Annotated in this window: 17 protein-coding genes, 1 tRNA gene and 1 pseudogene; 14 read left to right on the top strand and 5 right to left on the bottom strand. The window is 42.6% G+C overall.

The features are described from left to right. Nucleotides 1-3: 3 nt before the first annotated feature. The 4 genes from RDQ32_RS00870 to murI all read right to left on the bottom strand — a co-directional run bounded on the left by RDQ32_RS00870 (nucleotide 4) and on the right by murI (nucleotide 3,954). A complete protein-coding gene (locus RDQ32_RS00870) occupies nucleotides 4-2,148 on the bottom strand; it encodes a HAMP domain-containing sensor histidine kinase (protein WP_308578767.1) in 2,145 nt (714 codons plus the stop codon). A 2-nt stretch (nucleotides 2,149-2,150) separates the two neighbouring features. Continuing rightward, on the bottom strand, nucleotides 2,151-2,864 hold the full coding sequence (locus tag RDQ32_RS00865) for a response regulator transcription factor (RefSeq protein ID WP_007156657.1): 714 nt from the start codon (nucleotides 2,862-2,864) through the stop codon (nucleotides 2,151-2,153). Between the two features lie 131 nt (nucleotides 2,865-2,995). Next, a tRNA-Lys gene (locus RDQ32_RS00860) sits at nucleotides 2,996-3,068 on the bottom strand. Nucleotides 3,069-3,150: 82 nt separating this feature from the next. Beyond that, nucleotides 3,151-3,954 carry a glutamate racemase gene (gene murI / locus RDQ32_RS00855; RefSeq protein WP_308578765.1) on the bottom strand — a complete coding sequence of 268 codons (804 nt, stop codon included), beginning with the start codon at nucleotides 3,952-3,954 and terminating at the stop codon, nucleotides 3,151-3,153. Nucleotides 3,955-4,228: 274 nt separating this feature from the next. Between murI and hprK the strand changes: the two genes are divergently transcribed. The 14 genes and pseudogenes from hprK to RDQ32_RS00785 form a co-directional block, all read left to right on the top strand. Continuing rightward, the gene (gene hprK / locus RDQ32_RS00850) at nucleotides 4,229-5,176 is read left to right on the top strand and encodes an HPr(Ser) kinase/phosphatase (RefSeq protein WP_040648658.1); all 948 of its coding nucleotides are present in this window, start codon (nucleotides 4,229-4,231) and stop codon (nucleotides 5,174-5,176) included. Between the two features lie 15 nt (nucleotides 5,177-5,191). Beyond that, entirely contained in the window at nucleotides 5,192-6,070 is an 879-nt protein-coding gene (gene murB, locus RDQ32_RS00845) for a UDP-N-acetylmuramate dehydrogenase (RefSeq protein WP_308578763.1), read from the top strand. An 11-nt stretch (nucleotides 6,071-6,081) separates the two neighbouring features. After that, complete coding sequence (rapZ, locus tag RDQ32_RS00840) at nucleotides 6,082-6,918, top strand: RNase adapter RapZ (protein ID WP_304069960.1); 837 nt, start codon at nucleotides 6,082-6,084, stop codon at nucleotides 6,916-6,918. Nucleotides 6,919-7,004: 86 nt separating this feature from the next. After that, nucleotides 7,005-7,706, top strand: a complete 702-nt coding sequence (gene whiA, locus RDQ32_RS00835; RefSeq protein WP_007156651.1) for a DNA-binding protein WhiA — start codon at nucleotides 7,005-7,007, stop codon at nucleotides 7,704-7,706. 161 nt (nucleotides 7,707-7,867) lie between these two features. Further along, complete coding sequence (locus tag RDQ32_RS00830; RefSeq protein WP_007156650.1) at nucleotides 7,868-8,128, top strand: HPr family phosphocarrier protein; 261 nt, start codon at nucleotides 7,868-7,870, stop codon at nucleotides 8,126-8,128. Between the two features lie 129 nt (nucleotides 8,129-8,257). After that, nucleotides 8,258-11,728 (top strand): DNA polymerase III subunit alpha, encoded by a 3,471-nt coding sequence (locus RDQ32_RS00825; protein ID WP_308578761.1) that lies wholly within the window; start codon nucleotides 8,258-8,260, stop codon nucleotides 11,726-11,728. Nucleotides 11,729-11,847: 119 nt separating this feature from the next. Beyond that, nucleotides 11,848-12,825: a 6-phosphofructokinase gene (gene pfkA / locus RDQ32_RS00820; protein ID WP_308578760.1), complete on the top strand. Its 978-nt coding sequence runs from the start codon at nucleotides 11,848-11,850 to the stop codon at nucleotides 12,823-12,825. A 191-nt stretch (nucleotides 12,826-13,016) separates the two neighbouring features. Continuing rightward, complete coding sequence (locus RDQ32_RS00815) at nucleotides 13,017-13,379, top strand: DUF6145 family protein (protein ID WP_308578759.1); 363 nt, start codon at nucleotides 13,017-13,019, stop codon at nucleotides 13,377-13,379. 121 nt (nucleotides 13,380-13,500) lie between these two features. After that, nucleotides 13,501-14,535 carry a tRNA dihydrouridine synthase DusB gene (gene dusB / locus RDQ32_RS00810; RefSeq protein ID WP_308578758.1) on the top strand — a complete coding sequence of 345 codons (1,035 nt, stop codon included), beginning with the start codon at nucleotides 13,501-13,503 and terminating at the stop codon, nucleotides 14,533-14,535. 121 nt (nucleotides 14,536-14,656) lie between these two features. Next, the gene (greA, locus tag RDQ32_RS00805; RefSeq protein ID WP_308578757.1) at nucleotides 14,657-15,142 is read left to right on the top strand and encodes a transcription elongation factor GreA; all 486 of its coding nucleotides are present in this window, start codon (nucleotides 14,657-14,659) and stop codon (nucleotides 15,140-15,142) included. Between the two features lie 173 nt (nucleotides 15,143-15,315). Further along, the gene (gene lysS, locus RDQ32_RS00800) at nucleotides 15,316-17,271 is read left to right on the top strand and encodes a lysine--tRNA ligase (RefSeq protein WP_308578756.1); all 1,956 of its coding nucleotides are present in this window, start codon (nucleotides 15,316-15,318) and stop codon (nucleotides 17,269-17,271) included. A 649-nt stretch (nucleotides 17,272-17,920) separates the two neighbouring features. Next, nucleotides 17,921-18,427 (top strand): hypothetical protein, encoded by a 507-nt coding sequence (locus tag RDQ32_RS00795; RefSeq protein ID WP_308578755.1) that lies wholly within the window; start codon nucleotides 17,921-17,923, stop codon nucleotides 18,425-18,427. A gap of 347 nt (nucleotides 18,428-18,774) precedes the next feature. After that, nucleotides 18,775-19,062 carry a tyrosine-type recombinase/integrase gene (locus RDQ32_RS00790; RefSeq protein ID WP_308578796.1) on the top strand — a complete coding sequence of 96 codons (288 nt, stop codon included), beginning with the start codon at nucleotides 18,775-18,777 and terminating at the stop codon, nucleotides 19,060-19,062. A gap of 137 nt (nucleotides 19,063-19,199) precedes the next feature. After that, a pseudogene (locus tag RDQ32_RS00785) lies at nucleotides 19,200-19,694 on the top strand (lysine--tRNA ligase); the annotation flags it as partial. Between the two features lie 181 nt (nucleotides 19,695-19,875). Here the strand turns inward: RDQ32_RS00785 and RDQ32_RS00780 are convergent. After that, nucleotides 19,876-21,579 carry an ABC transporter ATP-binding protein gene (locus RDQ32_RS00780; protein WP_308578754.1) on the bottom strand — a complete coding sequence of 568 codons (1,704 nt, stop codon included), beginning with the start codon at nucleotides 21,577-21,579 and terminating at the stop codon, nucleotides 19,876-19,878. Nucleotide 21,580: the final 1 nt, after the last annotated feature.

Here is a 21,580-nt window from a genome sequence, read left to right as displayed (position 1 = left end):
AATTTACAATTCCTCTTTTACTAAAGGGAAGGAAAGGGAAACCTTATACAAATCCCCGTCAATTTCAATCTTCATTTTACTGTTCATCAGCTTGGTCAGACTTTTCGCAATGGACAAGCCAAGACCTGAGCCCTCTGTGCTTCGGCTTACGTCTCCACGTACAAAACGTTCCGTTAACTCTTCCGGGGAAACGTTTAAGGGGGCTTCTGAAATATTTTTCATGGTAAAGGTGGCCTCTTCTTCTCCCTTTTGCAAATCCACATAGACCCGACTTCCCTGCAAAGCATATTTACAACAGTTATTAAGAAGATTTTCCAATACCCGGAAAAGCTGTCGACCATCCGCCAGAATCAGAATATCCTCCTGAGGGAGGGTAGTGAGCACCTGTAAGGAGCGGGCAGCCAACTTGTCTTCGAACTCGCCCAGACTTTGCTGCAAAATCTCCGTGTAGTGAATCGGGATAAGCTCTAAAGAGATATTTCCGGAACTGGCTTTGCTGGCTTCCACCAAATCCTCCGTCAGATTCTTTAAACGTGCGGACTTTTGCTCCAAAACGGCGATATATTCCTGAACTCTGGGACTTTCAATATTTTCCCGCTTTAAAAGATCCACATAGCTGATAATGCTGGTAAGAGGGGTCTTTAAATCATGGGAAACATTGGTAATCAAGTCGGTTTTTAAACGCTCCGCCTTTACCTGCTCCGTTACCGCTGCTTTCAATCCTCTACTGATGGAGTAGGAGTAGTAGTCGATGGAAATTAAAAGAAAAAGCAGTAGTAAGCTAAAGCCCAGATGTAAGAGGCTTTTATGATGGAAAAAGCAGTAAAGATTATAGCCGAAGAACCCAATGCCCAGGAAATTCGGAAGGACGAAGAGCAGTACACTGTATAATCTGGAACGGGTAAAGCCGCTGGCGGAAAGTGTACTCTCCAGAAGACTCCAAATTCGTCTGCTATAGGAAGAGGAAATTAGAATTCCCTTCCGCATCTGCCGCACCAGGGAAAGAAGCAGAGGCAGAAAAACAGTGTAGCGCAGGGCGAAAAGTCCCATCCTATGAAAGAAGAGGGGCTCCGGCAATTTTCCCAATACCAGAATCAAGCTGTCGAAAAAATATCGGTTGAAGACTTCTGCAAAAAAGAACCAAAAGACAGATATAGCCAAAATGCCTTCTAAGGGCACCCGGTCAATGGCATAAAGAATCATTTGCCGATTTTCTCCCCGACCGGTATGTAATAATAGAGAAGCAAAGCTAAACACAAAGGCTATAAGACTTCCGAAGAAAAGCACTACGCCCAAAATACTCAGGTTTCTTCGAATGCTGTATTCCTCCATCATGATTTTATATTGGTCATGAACAGGGAAGGAGGTATCCACCCCTGCAGCAAAGACATAGGAACCGTCTTTATAAGGATCTCTGGCTTCCAAAAGAGGCACCAGATTGGAGGGAATCGTTTTTAGATTGCTTTTAATTTCCAAAGAAGAAGAGGCTGTAAAAACATATTTCCCCAGCTTTTGAATTTTTTCCGCAGTGCCGTCATTTTCATTATTATAATAGGTGGAATTATTTCCATTGCTATAAGCCACATAAAATTGGAAGTTGGAGCCCTGATCAAAATATCGGGAGCGGATGGCATAGTACTTTGCCAAATAGCTCAGTGCTTCCTTGGACAGTCTTCCCAAGCTCATAAAACCGTCAGCAGGGCTGGCAGGCTGGTAATCCGGAAGATAGGCACGGTAAATCACTTTGATCTGGTGTTCTTTTTCGTCCTGTTCCTTGGTAACAGTGGCGGGACCGTCCTCCATGATTTCATTTTTCTCGTTTAAATAGTAGCCCATGGAACGGGCATACTTAATCAAATAGTCCAGACTGTAGGAACGGGTAGCACCGTTACTTTCACTCTGGGCTATGGTATGGTTTAAATCCAGGGTTCCTCTGGTTTCAAAAAGATCCCGAAGATCAATATAATCAAAGATATCGTTGATGCTTTCCGAAACCGCACTATCGAAGCTGGAGGAAGAAAGGTAGTTCTTCTCCTGCAAAAAGGCAATGGTATCACTTCCCTTGGGGGCAAAATGCAACAACACCAGACTGATGGAAAAGAGAAATAAAATGAAAAAATGGAGTAAAAAGGGGAGAAGACGTTTCATGCTTAGTCCTCGCTCTTTCCCTGCTTTTCAATTTTATAACCCACACCCCAAACCACCTTCAAATACTTAGGCTTTCTGGAGTTGATTTCGATTTTTTCTCGAATATGACGGATATGCACCGCTACAGTGTTGTCCGCCCCGATGGCTTCCTCGTTCCAAATGGAGGTATAAATTTCGTCAATGGAAAAGACTTTACCGGCATTTCGAACCAGAAGAAGGAGAATATTGTACTCAATAGGCGTAAGCTTTACCAGCTCGCCGTCTACGGATACCTCTTTGGTGTCATCATTAATCACCAGACCGCCGCAGCTGTAAATGGCTTCTCCCTTAGACTGTTCATTCATATTACCGAGTTGGGTGTAGCGGCGAAGCTGGGACTTTACTCTGGCCACCATCTCCAAGGGGTTAAAGGGTTTGGTGATATAATCATCCGCACCGATATTTAAGCCGAGAATCTTATCGGTGTCCTCTCCCTTGGCACTGAGGATAATGATGGGAATGGAGCTTTTTTCTCGAATCTTCAAAGTGGTACGGATACCGTCCAGTCCGGGCATCATCACGTCCAGAATGATAAGATCCACATTTTCCTTCTCCAAAATCTTTAAAACATCATATCCGTCAAATGCCTTAATCACCTGATATCCTTCTCCGGTAAGGTAGATGGAAATGGCTTCTACAATCTGTTTATCATCATCGCAAACTAAAATCTTTTGCATAAAAATCTCCTTTACTCAAAAGTTATTTCCTACAGAGTATAGCAAAGCTTTTAAGAAAGAGAAAGGACAAGCCAAAGTCTTTAGAAAAAAATAAAAAAAAAGAATGTTGCTCTTCCAACATTCTTTAGAACTGCGCCCTCAGGGACTCGAACCCTGGACAAATAGATTAAGAGTCTACTGCTCTACCAGCTGAGCTAAGGGCGCTTGTTTCCGCCGTTTTCGCGGCACCCGTACAATATACAAAACTTCCGAAAACTTGTCAAGAACTTTTCTAAAAAAATTTTTTTTAAGAAAAAGGACGGCAATTCTTCCGGTAAAAGGCTTCCATCAAAGAGCTGTCTTCGTTACTGCTAAAAAGCTCTACCTGACCCTTGTGCATTTCCTCCTTCAAAAGACTCCTCTCCTCCAAACGGTGCCGGGTTTCCTTGGCTGTGCCCTCCGCTCCGTCAAAGAAGCGTACAGGATAGGGCAGGGCGATTTGAATCTGTTCCTTTACAAAGGGAAAATGGGTGCAACCCAACACAATAGACGAAACGGCTTCATTCCGATAGGGGAGTAAAAGCTGAGAAAGATAGTCTTCCATTTCCGGACTGTCTCCCTTTCCTGCTTCCAAGAGGCGGACGATGCCGGGGGAGGGGAGGAGAAGAAATTGGGAAGGATCTCCAAAACGGGAAATCAGCTGGTGTAGACGCTCGCCTTGAATAGTGTGCTCTGTAGCCATAATCAGAATCTTTTTTTTTGTTTTATCCGATTTAGATTCATCTTGTAATGCTTCTACTGCAGGCTTTACCGCAGGCTCCATACCGATAATGATATCCTCCGGAAACAGCTCCCGAAGATAGGGGGCAGCTGCGGAGGTGGCGGTATTACAGGCGATAACAGTGGCTTTTACCCCTTTTTCCTGTAGAAAACGATAGGCGGAGAGGGACAGAGAGCGTACGTCTTCCTCTGATTTTTCACCATAGGGAGCATGCTTTTGATCTCCGTAGAAAATAAAGTCTTCCCCCGGCAGCTCCTGCTTGAGCTTCCTTAAGACACTTAGTCCCCCAAGACCGGAATCAAAAATACCGATTGCCTTGTCCTTCTCCATTTTCGCCTTCTCCTCCTTTCCTCGGTATATTCTTTATCTTTTTATCGTTTTTATCTTCTGATGAACTATTGCTTCTAAAATAATGGCGTATAAACGCCCGGGACATCTTATTCATAACGAGTATCGTGCGCAAAGCGTGCGATATCTCGTTTATTAAGACTATTTTGAAGTGTAGCATAGCTTCTTTGGGATTGCAATTTTAGCCTGAAAAACCTATACTGCAAAAGATAGAAAAACAGTGGGACAATGCATCCCCCTAAAGCAGGAGGTTTTCATGAAAAGTGCGGAAAAGGTGAGTGTATCGGAGTTAATTAAAAAAGAAAATTTAAAGAATCTCACTCCGGAAATAGATACGGATCAGATTTACATGACGATTCCGGATGTAAACCGTCCTGCCTTACAGCTTGCAGGGTTTTTTGCCCAGTTTGATTCCGAGCGTGTACAGATTATCGGAAATGTGGAAACGGCGTATTTGATGCGGATGGAAAGACCGGAGAGAAGGGCAAGATATAATGAGATTACCAAGTATCCAATCCCCTGTATTATTTATGCCAGAGACATTGAACCGGATTCCTGTATGATTTCCGCATGCCAGGAGGCCGGAATTCCTCTTTTATCCAGCCCGAGACCTACTACGGAGCTGGAGGGAGAAATTATCCGTTGGTTAAAGGTAAAGATGGCACCGATGATTACCGTCCACGGCGTATTGGTGGATGTGTATGGAGAGGGTGTCCTCATCATGGGGGACAGTGGAATCGGTAAGTCGGAGGCTGCATTGGAGCTGATTAAAAGAGGACACCGTCTGGTCAGCGACGATGTGGTGGAATTAAGAAAGGTTTCCGATGAGTCCCTGGTGGGAACGGCACCGGACATTACCAAGCACTTTATTGAACTTCGAGGAATCGGCATTATCGATGTAAAGCAAATGTTTGGTGTGGAATCGGTAAAGGATACCCAGACGCTGAATATGGTCATTAATTTGGCGGAGTGGTCCAAGGAGAAGGACTATGACCGTCTGGGATTAAAGGATAACTATATAGAATTTTTAGGCAACAATATTATCAGCTATGATATCCCCATTCGTCCGGGAAGAAATGTAGCTATCATTGTAGAGTGTGCCGCCATTAATAACAGAGCCAAGAAGATGGGATACAATGCGGCACAGGTGCTGTATGAGCGAGTGACCGCCAATATGAAGAAACAGGAAGCGGAAGATTTTTAGGGAAAAGAGAGTAGGATGGAGCATAGAACGGAACAGAGCTTAAAGGACTATACCAGCTTTAAGGTTGGCGGAAAGGCAAAGGACTTTTATATTCCCTCCGGCGTAGAAGAAGTACAGGAGCTGGTAAAGGAATTATACAAGGAGAGCCGCCCCTATCTGATTTTGGGGAACGGCTCCAATCTCCTGGTTTCCGACGAGGGTGTGGAAGAAGCCGTTATTTTATTAAAGGATAATTTATCTTCTTGCAGTATAAAAGTGCAGGAGGATGGCCAGGGGCTTTTGGAAGCAGAGGCCGGATGCACCTTAAAGAAAATGGCGGAGGTTGCCATGGAAGCCGGCTACACCGGCTTTGAACCCCTTTCCGGGATTCCCGGAACCCTTGGGGGAGCGGTGAAAATGAATGCCGGAGCCTACGGAGGAGAAATCAAGGATTTCTTCTATAAGGGGCTACTTTTAAATGAAAAGGGAGAACTTTTAGAAAAAGAACTTTCTGAAATGGACTTTTCCTATAGACATTCCTGCCTTTCTGAAAATGATATTTGTCTAAAAGCAAGCTTTCTTTTGGAAAAAGGGAATCCTGCGGAAATCCGGGAAAAAATGCAGGATTTTCAAAGACGGAGAGAGGAAAAACAGCCTTTGGATATGCCTTCAGCAGGTTCCACCTTTAAAAGGCCGGAGGGAGACTATGCTTCCCGCCTTATTGAAGTCAGCGGCTTAAGGGGCTTTCAAATGGGAAGAGCGGCAGTGTCCGAAAAGCATTGCGGCTTTGTAGTGAACCTGGGGGATGCCGATGCCAAAGAGATTTACCGACTGATCAGGGAAGTAATTCGAATCGTGGAAGAAAAGCAGGGAGTGCGTTTAGAAACAGAGGTAAAGCTGTGGGGGAGATTTTAATTGTAACCGGAATGAGCGGGGCGGGAAAAACCGTTTGTCTGAAGCATTTGGAGGACTTCGGTTTTAACTGCATCGATAACCTGCCTATCGGGCTTATGAATTCATTTTTGGAACTCTTACTTTCCAGCAGGGAAAATGAACAGAGGACAGCTTTAGGAATCGACAGCAGAAACGGAAAAGAGCTTTCGGAACTGGAAAAGATTATTGAAAACTGGCGGGAAGAAAAGAAGGTGCCCTTTCGCATTCTTTTCCTGGATGCCGGGGATGAAGTACTGATTCAGCGATATAAGGAAAGCAGACGAAGCCATCCTTTGGCAAAGGAAGGCCGCATTCAGGACGGAATTGCAAGGGAAAGAGAAAAGATGGCCTTTCTTCGGAAAAAGGCGGATTTAATCATTGATACCTCCAGGCTCTTAACAAAAAATCTCCGGCAGCAGCTTAAGGAGATTGTACAGGAGGAGAAGAAGTATCAAAATCTTCAGCTTTCCATTCTTTCTTTCGGTTTTAAATACGGAATGCCGGAGGACTTGGACTTACTTTTTGATCTTCGATTTCTGCCAAACCCATATTACGATCCCAATTTACGGAATCATACCGGGGAGGAAAAGGAAGTCCAGGATTTTGTGTTTCAGGATGGAAATGCGCAAATCTTTTTAGATAAGCTGGTGGATTTGTTTCAATTCCTCCTTCCTCTTTATGTAGCGGAAGGGAAAAATCAGCTGGTATTGGGACTGGCCTGCACCGGAGGAAAGCACCGTTCCGTCACTATGGCGGAAAAATTGTATCAATCCCTAAAGGAACATGCGGATTATGGGATTCGACTGGAACATAGGGATATAAAGAAATGATATAAGTCCTAAAAAATATAAAAACCTCATAAAAAATAGAAAAAATAACGAAAAACAGCGTAGAAAATTACCAAGAGACAAAAGTGATGGCAGAAGAAAAACAAGCAAAAAAAGCCTCTTTTTCCCAGAAAGTCAAGGAGGAGCTAAGGAGAATTGACTTTACAGCTTTGGAAAAAACCTTTAATATGAAAGCAGATGATGAGAAGGGGAGAAGGGAAAAACTAAGACAGATTTTTCTTTCTAACGCTTCTTTAACTAATCCCCAAAAAGAATATCATTTGGAATTTGTTTTTTCTAAAGCAGAGGACGGCAGGGAAGTAGAAGAGATTCTACGACATTATTCTCTACATCCAAAGCAGGGAAAAAGAGGCAAAAATCATATGGTATATCTCAAGGATGCTTCGGAGATCGCAGATGTTTTAAAACTCTTAGGGGCAGTGGATGCCTTGATGGAATTGGAGAATGCCCGCATTTTAAAGGAGGTCAGCGAAAATGTGAACCGGCGCGTAAACTTTGAAGCCGCAAACATTAATCGCACAGTAAAAGCCAGCTTAAAGCAGCAGGAAGAAATTCAATACATCGAGGAGGTCTTAGGACTGGATCGACTGGAGAAGGCTCTTAAAGAGGTGGCAAAGCGTCGTTTGCAATATCCGGATGCTTCTTTGGAGGAGCTTGCACAGGGATTAGAGCCCCCTATAGGAAAGAGCGGGGTGAATCATCGCCTGCGTAAATTGGCCAGAATTGCAAAAGAACTTCGGGAGGAACAATCCGCTACGCATAAGAAATAGGATTAAAAAAATAAAATATGCAAAAGAGGAGCTTTCCTCGCAAAGGTACATTGGTTAGGCCTGCATTTTCAAGACAATTTAGACAGACAGCTTTGGAACTGAGGATGGAGTGAGGATACCCTGCGTTTAGGGAGCTCAAATGCACCAGGGAGGCACAGACCATGAAAGACAGTAATGTAACCGTTAACTTAACAAACAAAACAGATGATCATCCGGTGGCGATGCTCGTACAAATTGCCAGTCGCTTTCAATCCAGCATCTATATGACGGAGGGAAGCAGAAGGGTAAATGCAAAATCCATTATGGGGATGATGGCACTCGGCATTAATAACGGCGCAGAGCTATATGTATCTGCAGAGGGAGAAGATGAAGAGGATGCGATTTCAGCAATCAGCGGATATCTTCTTGGAGAAGCGATTTAAACAGAGGAGCTCGGAAACGGGCTCCTTTTTATATACAGAAAGACTAGGCAATCCGGAAAATACCCTGTACAGTATAGAGGGTAGGATAAAGGGTTTAGAACGAAGGTCTTGCAGATAGAAGGACAGAACATGGCATTTACACACTTACATGTACATAGCAGTTATAGTTTGTTGGACGGCTCCGGAAAGATTCCGGAGATGATTGCCAGGGTGAAGGAGCTGGGAATGGACTCCATTGCCCTTACAGACCATGGGGTAATGTACGGTGTGATAGACTTCTATAAAGAGGCAAAGAAACAGGGAATTCACCCGATTCTTGGCTCGGAAATATATTTAAGTCGTTCCATGGAGGAACGCTTTATCCAAAAGGGGGAGGCCAGATATTATCATTTGGTGCTTCTTGCGGAAAATGATATAGGATACCATAACCTGATGAAGCTGGTGTCCTTAGGCTTCACGGAAGGCTATTACTATAAGCCCAGAGTAGACTACGCAGTTTTGGAAAAGTACCATGAAGGAATCATTGCTCTATCCGCCTGTCTTGCGGGAGAGGTGTCTCGAAATCTTAGGCTTTCCCAGTATGAGGAGGCAAAGCAGGCGGCACTTCGCTATGAAGGCATTTTCGGAAAGGGAAATTTCTTTTTGGAAATGCAGGACCACGGCTATGCGGAGCAGAAGCTGGTGAATCAGGGGATGTTACGCCTCCATGAAGAAACCGGGATTCCCCTGGTGGTTACAAATGATATTCACTATACTTACAAGGAGGATGCCAAGGCCCATGACATCCTGCTTTGCTTACAGACCGGTAAAAAACTGATGGACGAGGATAGGATGCGCTATCCCGGTGGACAGTTCTATATCAAAAGCGAAGAGGAGATGGAGGAGTTATTTCCTTATGCGAAGGAAGCTTTAGAAAATACCGGGAAGATTGCCAAGCGCTGTCAGGTAAATATTACTTTCGGGGAATATCATTTGCCGAAATACCCTGTGCCGGAGGGGCATTCCGCCTACAGCTATTTGGAGGAGCTTTGTCTTAAGGGCTTGGAGAAACGTTATGGGGAGAGTTGGCAGGAAAATAAGGACAGGCTCTATTATGAGTTAAATACCATTTCCGATATGGGCTTTGTGGACTATTTTTTGGTGGTTTGGGACTATATTCATTTTGCCAAAACCCATGGCATAGCGGTGGGACCTGGAAGAGGCTCTGCGGCGGGATCTATTGTGGCTTACGCCATAGGCATTACGGATGTGGATCCGATAGAACATCAGCTGCTTTTTGAGCGTTTTTTAAATCCGGAACGTGTGACCATGCCGGATATAGACGTGGACTTTGAGTACGAAAGACGACAGGAAGTCATTGACTATGTAGGAAAAAAGTATGGAAAAGAGCAGGTCAGCCAGATTATTACCTTCGGAACCCTGGCGGCAAGAGGAGTCATCCGAGATGTGGGAAGAGTACTGGATATTCCCTATGCCAAATGTGACCAGCTGGCAAAGCTTGTGCCAAACGAATTAAATATGACCTTGGAAAAGGCGTTGAGTGTCAGTAAAGAGTTAAAAAATCTCTACGATACGGAAGAGGAAACCAAGCAAATGATAGACATGTGTCTTCGTTTGGAGGGGCTTCCCCGGCACAGCTCCATGCATGCGGCAGGAGTGGTGATTGCCGGAAGTCCGGTTTCCGACTATGTGCCTCTGTCCAGAGGCTCCGACGGCTCCATTACCACCCAGTTTACCATGACCACCATAGAGGAGCTGGGCTTATTGAAGATGGACTTCTTGGGCCTTCGAACCCTGACGGTGATTCAGGATGCCCTTCGATTTATAGAGGAAAATCATGGGGTAAAGCTGGATTTGGACAAACTGCCCTATGACGATGCCAAGGTTTACGCCATGCTTTCCAAAGGAGATTGTGCCGGCGTGTTCCAGCTGGAATCTGCGGGAATGGTAAACTTTATGAAACGACTACAGCCCTCCTGTCTGGATGACATTATTGCGGGAGTGGCTCTGTATCGTCCGGGACCTATGGACTTTATTCCGGACTACATTGCCGGAAAGAAAAATCCTGCTACCGTACACTATGACTGTAAGGAGATGGAATCCATCCTGAAAAATACCTATGGGGTAATCGTATATCAGGAGCAGGTTATGCAGATTGTGCGTGACCTGGCAGGTTTTACCATGGGCGGATCGGATCTCTTACGAAGAGCCATGTCCAAGAAGAAGACTTCTGTCATGGAGGAGGCAAGGCAGAGCTTTGTCTACGGCAATGCGAAAGAAGGCATTGCAGGCTGTATTTCCAAGGGGATTTCCGAAGAGATAGCCAATCGGATTTATGACAAGATGATTGACTTTGCCAAGTATGCCTTTAATAAGTCCCATGCGGTAAGCTATGCACTGCTTTCCTATCAAACCGCCTATTTAAAATATTACTATGCCCCGGAATTTTATGCTGCCACCATGAGCTCCTTTATGGATAACACGGTGAAAACCGCTGAGTATATCGAAGTGGCCAGGGAACAGGGCATAGAGATCCTTCCTCCGGATATCCAACTGGCGGAGGTGGGCTTCTCCGTGAAGGAAGGGAAGATTCGTTATGGCCTTTCCGCCGTAAAGGGCGTGGGAAGATCCGCCGCTGAGCAGATTATTCTGGAAAGAAAGAACGGTCCCTTTAGAAACTTTGAAGATCTGGTTCAGCGACTAAGCCAAAGAGGCATTAACCGAAGAGCCATGGAGTCCTTTATCCATGCAGGAGCCTTTGACAATTTGGAAGGAAACAGAAGGGAAAAGCTGGTAATGCTTCCGGAGGTTTTGGAGGATTTGCAGAAGGGAAAGAAGGACCAGATTGCGGGGCAGATGAGCCTTTTGGACCTTTTGGGAGAAGAAGCGGAGGAAAGACAGGAATTTGAGCTGATTTTTCCGGATTTGGAAGAATTTCCCAAGGCTGAGCTTCTGCGAAATGAAAAGGATGCCTTAGGTGTATATCTTTCCGGACATCCTCTGGACAGTGACAGAGCCCTTCTAAAGCAGCTTTGCAGCAGAAGAGCCAGAGACTTCTCCTTGGAAGCGATAGAGGAAGAGAAGAATCTTGTGGACGATGAGCATTGTACCGTAGGAGGAATGATTACCGGCATTAACAGGCGGATTACCAAGAAAAATGATATGATGGCCTTTGTGACTCTGGAAGACAATACCGGCTCCATGGAAGTGGTGGTTTTCCCGAAGACCTACGAGCTTACAGAGGAGCTGATTCAGGAGGACAGAAAGGTATTTGTCTACGGCAGAGTGCAAATGAGCGATGAAGCCAACGGAAAATTGATTGCGGAAAAAATTATAGCTTTTGAAAATTTGCCGAAAGAAATTTGGTTGCAATTTTCCGACAAAGAGGCCTATCTGGAGAAGGAAAAGGAAGTTTTGGAATGCCTGTCTCAAGAGGGAGGCGAAAGTACCGTGGCCATTTACCTTAGGAAAGAAAAGGCTATAAAACGCTTAGGGAAGCTTTATGCTGTACAATCTTCCCAAGAATTGCTGGAAAATCTTGCAAAAATTGTAGGTCCGGAAAATGTGAAAGAACAGCTAAAATCCTTGAAAAATGCTTAAGGATAGAGTAATATAATGTACTTGTTCAGAAATAAATACATGGCGGAACAGGTGGTAAGACCGGTATAGAGAAACGGTAAAGAATAAAATAAAAACAGTAAGGTAGATTGGAGGCAGTTATGGCAGGGAAAGCAGTAAAAACAATTGGTGTTTTGACTTCCGGAGGAGATGCTCCCGGAATGAATGCGGCGATTCGTTCCGTGGTAAGAACCGCGATTCACAATGGCTTAAAGGTTAAGGGTGTTATGCGTGGCTACGCAGGACTTTTAGAGGAAGAAATCAAAGAATTGGACAGCCACTCTGTTTCCGATATTGTCAGTCGAGGCGGTACCGTGCTGTACACCGCAAGATGTAAGGAGTTTACTACTCCTGAAGGCCAGAAGAGAGGTGCGGAGATTTGTAAGAAGCACGGTATTGACGGCATCGTGGTTATCGGAGGAGACGGTTCCTTCATGGGAGCCGGAAAGCTGTCCGCTTTAGGCATTAACACCATCGGCGTTCCCGGAACCATTGACTTGGATATTGCCTGCACAGATTACACCATCGGCTTTGATACTTCTATCAATACCGCTATGCAGGCTATTGATAAGATTCGAGACACTTCTACCTCCCACGAGCGCTGCTCCATTATCGAGGTAATGGGAAGACACGCAGGCTATATCGCTCTTTGGTGCGGTGTGGCAAATGGTGCGGAAGAAATTCTTTTGCCGGAGAAGTATGATGGAGATGAGCAGGCCATCATTAACCGTATTATTGAAAGCAGAAAAAGAGGAAAGAAGCATTACATCATTATCAATGCGGAGGGAATCGGACATTCTTCCTCCATGGCAATGAGAATCGAGGCGGCAACCGGTATCGAAACCCGAGCTACCATTTTAGGACACATGCAGAGAGGCGGATCTCCAACCTGTAAGGACCGTTATTATGCTTCTATTATGGGTGCTAAGGCGGTGGAGCTGCTTTTGGCAGGAAAGTCCAACCGTCTTGTGGCATATAAGAAGGGTGAGTTCGTGGATTATGATATCCAGGAAGCACTGCGCATGAAGAAGGATATTCCTGAGGAGCAGTATCGTATTGCTCAGCTTCTGGTAAGATAAGAGGAAATCTTTAGAATAAGAGGGAAGAAGTCGGAAGAAATTTCGAATTCATTCCCTCTATTTTTTTTACGAGTATTGCCGTGCAGTGTGCATTGTCTCATTTTATTCTTAATGATTATCCCTCGCGTAGTGTGCACTATCTAATTTTATGTTATGATGGGACAGGCAAAAAATCCGAAAGGAGCAAAACGATGGACGAAAAAGCAATGAATCAGGAAGCGTTAAAAAGAGAAGAAGAGAAGGTGCTCTGCGGGGCCAATTCCTATAGAGAACAGTATTTTTTCAATCCCCGCTTTTCCCTCCTGCCCAAAGAGGTGCAGGAAAGCCTGCAAAAAATAACCGTTACTTATACGGAGGAAATCGGCGGCGTGTTTCTGATGCAATTCGGAGAAGAAGGAAGGCTGGAGCTTATCAGCATTGCAGAGGAGACGGACTATCTTTATGACCCGATAGGGGCAGAGCTAAAGAAGAAGCAGATTCAAAAGGACTATAAGGAGCTCTTTTCCAAGCTGGAAGAGTATTATGCAGGATTGCAGAATCTGGAGAAGAAGTAAGAGAAGTCGATGCAATGCTTCAAAATATAGAGAAAAAGTAAGAGGAGTCTATGCATTGCTTTAGAGTAGAAAGAAGGACAGTATCGAATATTTTGTTGAAAAAGAAAAAATAGAAGAAATCGTGAAAAGTCACGGAATATCCGACTTTTCCTATGAGGAGGCCTTGGAAAAGAGGGAAGAAGAGGGGGGAGAAAACCTCTTTCGGCCGATTTCCTTAAAGGACTGTAAGCTTCCGGGAAACATACTGATGGCTCCCATGGCGGGGGTGACGGATCTACCCTACCGCATCCTTTGTAAGAAAATGGGCTTAAGTTTATCCTTTACGGAAATGGTGTCGGCGAAAGCCATTTACTATGGCAATCAAAATACCGATTCCCTACTGGAACACAAAGGAGAGCCGGGACTTGTATCGGCACAGCTTTTTGGCTCGGATCCGGCCTTGATGGCGGAAATGGCCTGCCGAATCGAAGATGACTTTGACGGCATTGATGTCAATATGGGCTGTCCTGTGCCTAAGGTGGTACGGAATCAGGAGGGCTCAGCTTTAATGACCAACCTTCCATTAGCGGAACAGGTTTTAAGCACCATGGCAAAAGCCTTGAAGAAACCTCTTACAGTAAAGTTTCGCATCGGCTTTACAGACGATGCCATCAATGTGGTGGAATTTGCGAAAATGGCGGAGGCCTCCGGGGTGGCTTCCGTGACCATTCATGGCAGAACCAGAGAGCAATATTATAGAGGAAAGGCCAATTGGCAATATATTAAGGAAGCCAAGGAAGCCGTGAAGATTCCCGTCTTTGGAAACGGAGACATTTTCCAAGAAGAGGATGCTCTGGCCATGCTCCTTTCCACCGGGGTAGACGGTATTGCGCTGGCTCGGGGAATCCAAGGGAATCCCTTTTTGATACGAGCCTGTGTCAGCCTTCTCTCTGAAGGGAAGAAGCTTCCGCCGGTGAGCCTTTCGGAAAGAAAGGAAATGATGCTACGGCACCTAAAGCTGATGGTGGAGATTAAGGGGGAGCATCTGGCTCTTTTGGAAATGCGAAAGCACCTTTCCTGGTATATGGAAGGCTTGGAAAATGCAGCCCGCTGGAGACAGAGGGTGAATACGGAGAACGATTTGGAGAAGGTATTCCAAATGGTTAGGGATTTATAGCGGAAAAACATTGACTTCTCAAGCTTCCGTTGCTAGAATACTACATCGAATCATTGGATGAAACGGCTTCTGGATCTCCAGAAGCCGTCATTGCAGTTTTAGAGAAAGGGCAGGATATCAGGTGGCTGAAGAAAAGAAAAACCTCCTTACCAGGGCAGGATTAAATAAGTTAGAGAATGAACTTCATAATTTAAAGGTAAATAAGAGACAAGAGATTGCAGAAAAGATTAAGGAAGCTCGGGAACAGGGAGATTTGTCTGAGAACGCTGAGTATGATGCAGCAAAGGATGAGCAGAGAGAAATCGAAGAAAGAATCGTTGCCATTGAGTCTTTGTTAAAGAATGCGGAAGTAGTGGATGATGCGGAAGAAGGCACCATCAATATCGGATGTAAGGTTAAGCTGTTTGACAAGGAATTTGATGAAGAAGTGGAATACATGATTGTAGGTTCCACAGAGGCAAACTCCTTGCAGGGAAAGATTTCCAACGAGTCTCCCGTAGGTATGGCTTTATTGCATCACAAAGTGGGAGATGAGGTTACCGTAGAGACTCAGGCGGGAGTTTTGGAATATAAGGTACTTTCCGTGGAGAGATCCAACGAAGAATAATTCATTGAAAAACGATTCAGTGAAGAATAATTCCATGAAGAATGATTCCATGAAGAATAATTCAGTGAAGAATAATTTAATGAAGAATGTTTCTATGAAGATATGCCTTAGAGAAGATTTTAATCAAAATATAATGAAGCAATAATCGAATAGTGCAAAGAAAGGATAGAAGGATGGGAGAGCAGGAAAAGCAAAAGGGTAATGCACCGGTGGACATGAACCACATTTTAAAGGCCAGATATGATAAGCTGGCTGAGTATCAGGCAGCTAAGGAAGATCCGTTTGAAATCACCAAGGCTGAACAGACCCATCATTCTACTGAAATCAAAGAGAATTTCAAGAGCTTAGAGAATCAGCAGGTCGTGATTACAGGACGTATTTTATCCAAGCGTGTTATGGGTAAGGCCAGCTTTATGCATTTGCAGGATAGAGACGGCAGAATCCAGGTTTATGTAAGCCGGGAAAGCCTTGGAGAAGAGGAATACAAGAAGTTTAAGAAGCTGGATCTTGGCGATATTGTGGAAGTTAGAGGTTATGTTTTTGAAACCCAGATGGGGGAGATTTCCGTTCATGGAGAGAAGATTACCCTGCTTTCCAAGTCCCTCTATCCCCTTCCTGAGAAGTTCCATGGCTTAACCGATACGGACACCCGTTATCGTCAGCGTTATGTAGACCTGATTATGAATGAGGACAGCCGTACCGTTTTCATGAAGCGCTCTCAGATTCTTCGGGAAATCCGTAACTTCCTTGCAGGAAGAGATTTCTTGGAGGTGGAGACACCGATGCTGGTGGAAAATGCCGGCGGTGCAGCAGCTCGTCCCTTTGAAACCCATTACAATGCCTTAAACGAGGACGTAAAGCTTCGTATATCCTTGGAGCTTTACTTAAAGCGTCTGATTATCGGCGGTATGGAAAGAGTTTATGAGATTGGAAGAGTATTCCGTAATGAGGGAATCGACACCAGACATAATCCGGAATTTACCTTAATGGAGCTGTATCAGGCTTATACAGACTACGAGGGAATGATGGAGCTGACCGAGTCCATGTTCCGTTACCTTGCAGAAAAGGTTTGCGGTACTCTGCACATCAGCTACCAGGGAACCCCCATTGATTTGGAGAGTCCTTTCCGCCGTCTGACCATGACCGAAGCTATCAAGGAATATGCAGGCATTGACTTTGATCAGATTAAGACCTTGGAAGAGGCCAGAGCCCTGGCGAAGGAAAAAGAGATTGCCTATGAAGAGCACCATGGTATCGGAGACATCGAAAACCTCTTCTTCGAGGAATACTGTGAGGAGAAGCTGGTACAGCCAACCTTTATTATGGATCACCCGGTGGAGATTTCTCCCCTTACCAAGAAGAAGCCTTCCGACCCTTCCAAGGTAGAGCGTTTTGAGCTCTTTATCTATGGAAGAGAGATGGCAAATGCTTATTCCGAGCTAAACGATCCTATCGACCAGAGAGAGCGTTTCAAGGCGCAGGATGCTTTGGCAGATGCGGGAGATGAAGAGGCAAACCACACCGACGAAGATTTCCTTCATGCTATGGAAATCGGAATGCCTCCAACAGGAGGAATCGGCTACGGCATTGATCGTCTGGTAATGCTTCTTACCGATGCGGCTTCCATCCGTGATGTACTGCTCTTCCCCACAATGAAGTCCTTGGACAAGAAGGATGAGGGAAAGAAGGGTGAAGAGGGTGAGGCAGGAAATGCCAACACAGGCTTCTTTACGCCAAACAACAAGATCGATTTCAGCAATGTGAAAATCGAGCCATTGTTTGAAGAAACTGTGGATTTCGAGACCTTTAGTAAGTCCGACTTCCGTGCAGTAAAGGTAAAGGACTGCGTTCCGGTAGCAAAGTCCAAGAAGCTCTTGCAGTTTACTTTGGATGACGGAAGCGGTACGGATAGAACGATCCTTTCCGGAATTCATGCATACTATGAGCCGGAAGAGCTGATCGGAAAGACCTTGATTGCTATTACCAACCTTCCCCCAAGAGCAATGATGGGCGTAGAGTCCTGCGGAATGTTACTTTCCGCCATTAACCAGAAGAAGGATAGTGATGAGGAAGAATTGCACTTGCTGATGGTGGATAACCATATTCCGGCGGGGGCGAAGCTGTATTAGTATTTTGTTTATTGTTGAAATATTTTGAAGACGAAGAGATTATGCCTTATGGCGGATGAAGTTAACTTCATCCGCCATTTTATATAAAAAAAGAATTGATGATTTGCAATTTCATCCCGTGTGTTATTATAAACTTAGTAATCGAATGTAGATGAATAGATAGTTAAATAAAGAAAAGAGATTGCCTGTGAGAATACTATTTAAGCTTGTCTTGTTTCCTATTAGTCTTCTATTATCGGTTAGCACCGCTTTTCTAACATTTTTGCTAAGTATAGGAACGGCTATCTTGTATTTATTGATGATTCTTTGCATTTTTGTAGCAATAGGTTCTTACAAAAGCTTACTAAATCAATCTATTATAAATAGTGAATGGATAATTTACTATAGGCACATAAGCAAAAAATATTAATTTGATTTTAGTATTTTGCAAATACCTGTAGTGATAAAAAACCTAAAGAAAGGAAAGGAGTACAATTTTTATGAAAAAGATAAATCCTATGAGATACAAGAATAGAGATTATTATTTTGTTTAGTATTGGAATGTTGCTATAATCAAGTATTTTTCGCTATTTTATACTGGCAATATACAATATAAAAGAATAGAAAAATATATACTTGAAGATTTTTATTAAGCAAGGAGGAATGCAAGATGAAAAAATATTTTAAAATAATGTCTCTGGTCTTAAGTATATGTTTATTATCATTGAATGTTGGATTTAATACTTATGCCTTAGAGAATGATACGTTGTATTATCAGGGTGTTGCTATTGAACAAAAAGAACTATCAGAAGACACATTAGAGTGGTTAGGTTGGTATAATTCTTTATCTCCGGATGAACAAGATTGCATTAATTATGAGCCACTAGACCTACAAAAGATGATTGTCAATCCTGAAGATATTACGGTATCCGAACCAGAACTAGATGAATTAGACATAGATGATATAGTGCCTTTTAGATTAGGAGCACCAGTATATAATCCAAGTTGGTGGAATAATAGCAATCGTATAAAGAAAGCTAATTGTTATGCCTATTCAATAGACTTAATTCAAAATTTTGTAGGAAAATTACAGCCTGGTCAACTATCAGGACGAACTTTTGAGTCGTTATCTGAACAAGTATCTTTAGTGCTGTTGTGCGTGATGGTTCTCGTTTAGGTGGAGGACGCTATATTAGAAGATCAAGCTCAAGTGAACGTCCAGGTTCAGGAGAGTATAAAGTTGTGTTAGTCATTACGCCAAATAGGGATTGCCATTGGTATGTACTTAATACTAATGGGTATTGGTCACACAAAAGAGGACATTCAAGAGTTACAAATGTAGATGCTAGTGGGAAAAGGATTACAAACCCTCAAACCTGCAACCGAAATTATGGAAATTTAAACTATTCAGTTTTCTGTGGCTTTTACATTGTAAAGAGAGGATAGAAATAGACAATTCAATTTTAAATAGAGAATATATTTTGATAGGTTAATACTTCTAAAAGGAAAAGAGCACTTAGGAGAATTATAAGAGTTTGCGATTTTGAGATACTTGATAAGATCAATCAGAAAGATGCAATCATTCTTCCGAAGTTCAGTAACCATTCTTTGAGACATACTTTTACCACTAGAATGTGCGAAGCCGGGGTAAACATAAAAGCAATGCAAGAGATTTTAGGATATGCAGATGCTGAAACCACCATGGATACATATGCTGAAGCAACAAAGGTATTAATAAAATCCGAGTTGATTAATTTCGAAGAGTTTTTTGAAAGAAACAGTAAACATAGTAAAGAACAATTAATAGTTTAATATAATATGTCTTGTGACCAGTATGCGACTGATTTGCGACTACTTATGTAGATAAGCGTAGAATTATAAAATCAGAGACATAAATCGATTGTTTGAAAATATAGATATAATCACTTATAACGATTTAGACTGCCTAAGTTTTTGTTTTCCCCACAATGAAGTCCCTAGAGAAGAAGGATGAGGGAAATAGGGCATCTAAGGGTACTGAAAACGGAATTTGCGACCAAGTTGCGACCGTTCCGGAAAAGATTGATTTTTCAAACTTGAAGATTGAACCTCTCTTCGAAGAACAGGTTGACTTTGAAACTTTCAGCAAGTCCGACTTCCGTGCGGTAAAGGTAAAGGATTGCTTTGCCGTTCCAAAGAGTAAGAAGCTTTTACAGTTTAACTTGGATGACGGAAGCGGTAGCGACAGAACGATCCTTTCCGGAATTCATGCATACTTCGAGCCGGAAGAGCTGATTGGAAAGACCTTGATTGCCATCACCAATCTTCCCCCAAGAGCAATGATGGGAGTAGAGTCCTGAGGTATGCTACTTTCCGCCATTAACCAGAAGAAGGATAGTGATGAGGAAGAATTGCACCTCTTGATGGTGGATAATCACATTCCGGCAGGAGCGAAGTTGTATTAAGAGTTGGCTTATAGGAAAAACGTATTGATAAAAACCGCCCTACACCTTTGTAAATCAAGGCTGTAGGGCGGTTCAATCTATTTCAAAACAACTTAGAGGATGGACACAACGTGTTGATAAAACATTACAACTAGCGTGGACCCTATTTTAGAAGGGTATCAACGGATATCCTTTAAAAATTTCATGATTGCGCGACTCTAATAAGTGAGTAAAGCAACCCCTTGTTTTCCATAAGCTGATTAAATGTGCCAAATTCAGCTAAGTGCCCATGGTTTAGAACGAAAATACCGTCATATTTCTTTAAAAGGCTTTCTTCCAAACGATGTGCAATTATAAGAGCTGTTACATCAGTCATTTTTAAAACAGAACTGGTTATTTCGTGTGAATTTTTTTTATCTAAAGCAGATGTGGCTTCGTCCATTAGCAATATTGGTGTGCCTCTAAGAAGTGCTCTTGCAATGGAGATGCGTTGTTTTTCACCACCAGATAGATTTATACCATTTGCACCACAAAGGTAATCTTTACCATGAAGGCCAAGAAATGATGAAAGGCCGGATTGTTGTATTACTGAGTTGAACTTTTCATCGGGGATTTTTTTATATAACGTTATATTGTTATATATAGTATCATTAAAGACAAAAACATTTTGATGTATAACAGAAATTATACTTAAAATAGATGAGTAACTAAGTTCTCGCAATTCTATACCATCAAAAAGGATTTCGCCATTATAATCATCACTATACTTTGATAGTAGATTAAATAATGTGGTTTTACCTGAACCGGAAGGACCAACAATAGCATATTTTTTACCTGCTTCAAATTTAAGAGAAAGGTTATTCAGTACTTGTGATGCAGGCTCATACGAAAAGGAAAGATTTTTTATTTCTATTCCAGAGCTAAGAGTATCTATTTTTACGAATGATTTATTGCTATAATGCTCGTCAATAAGATCCGAAGCATTATCAATAATAGATAATGATGCTTTGCGATTTGCTAAAAGTGAAGGCACTTTTTCGATTGGAGAAATTACAAAAGTAACAAGCTGAAGAAATACAAGTACAATTCCAGGTGTAATATTGGTATCAGATAATGATAACCATGCTCCGAAAAGAAAAACTCCGATTCTCATAATTACACTTGCTGCAGTGGATAAAAGATTAATATTTTCATCGGCAAATCTACGAAGGAATTTTGCGGTTTCAATATTTTTATTCTCATCATTGAAACGTTGTCCTAATTCTTTCTCAGCATTGAAACTTTTTATGACAGAAAAACCAGACAATGTGTCTCGCAGGAATTCTACAAAAATTGCATTATTATCCGAAAGATGTTTTTCGGCTATTGTTATTTGCTTCGATGCAGGTATAGAAATTAATATAGGTAATATTGATAAAACAATGGCTATAAGTGTTAGTAACGGGCTATACCAAATCATCAACGCTATTGCTCCAATAAAACTGACACCTATATCAATCAAATTCACATAAAAATCAAAATAATGCTCTTCTATTGAGTTAAGATCATTAGTAAGTTTCGAAATTATATTTCCCGTTCCATTTTTGTGAATTAAGTCACTATTATTACAGAGAATTTTTGAGAATAAAAATTCTTTATAAGAGTAAGAGGCTGTTTGCAAAAATTTGGGGTGAGCAAACCTAAATACGTAATAGAAAATAATAAATAAAATAAATGAAAATAGTGATATTGCCGCTACCCAGTGCAGAGGAGTCTTATCTCTTCTCGCCGCAACGTCAATGATTTTTTGCAATTGCCATGAAATCATTAAATTATAGGAACTTAGAAAGATTATTGATATTAGTGAAAGACAAAACCATTTTTTCCCAACAGAAAAGGGTATTCTTTTTAATTCATTTTTTTTCATA

The organism is uncultured Oribacterium sp. (assembly GCF_902481605.1).
Classification (GTDB): Bacteria; Bacillota; Clostridia; order Lachnospirales; family Lachnospiraceae; genus Oribacterium; species Oribacterium sinus.
The sequence above is the reverse complement of the archived record's forward strand: the minus strand, read 5'-3'. Positions and strand labels throughout refer to the sequence as shown.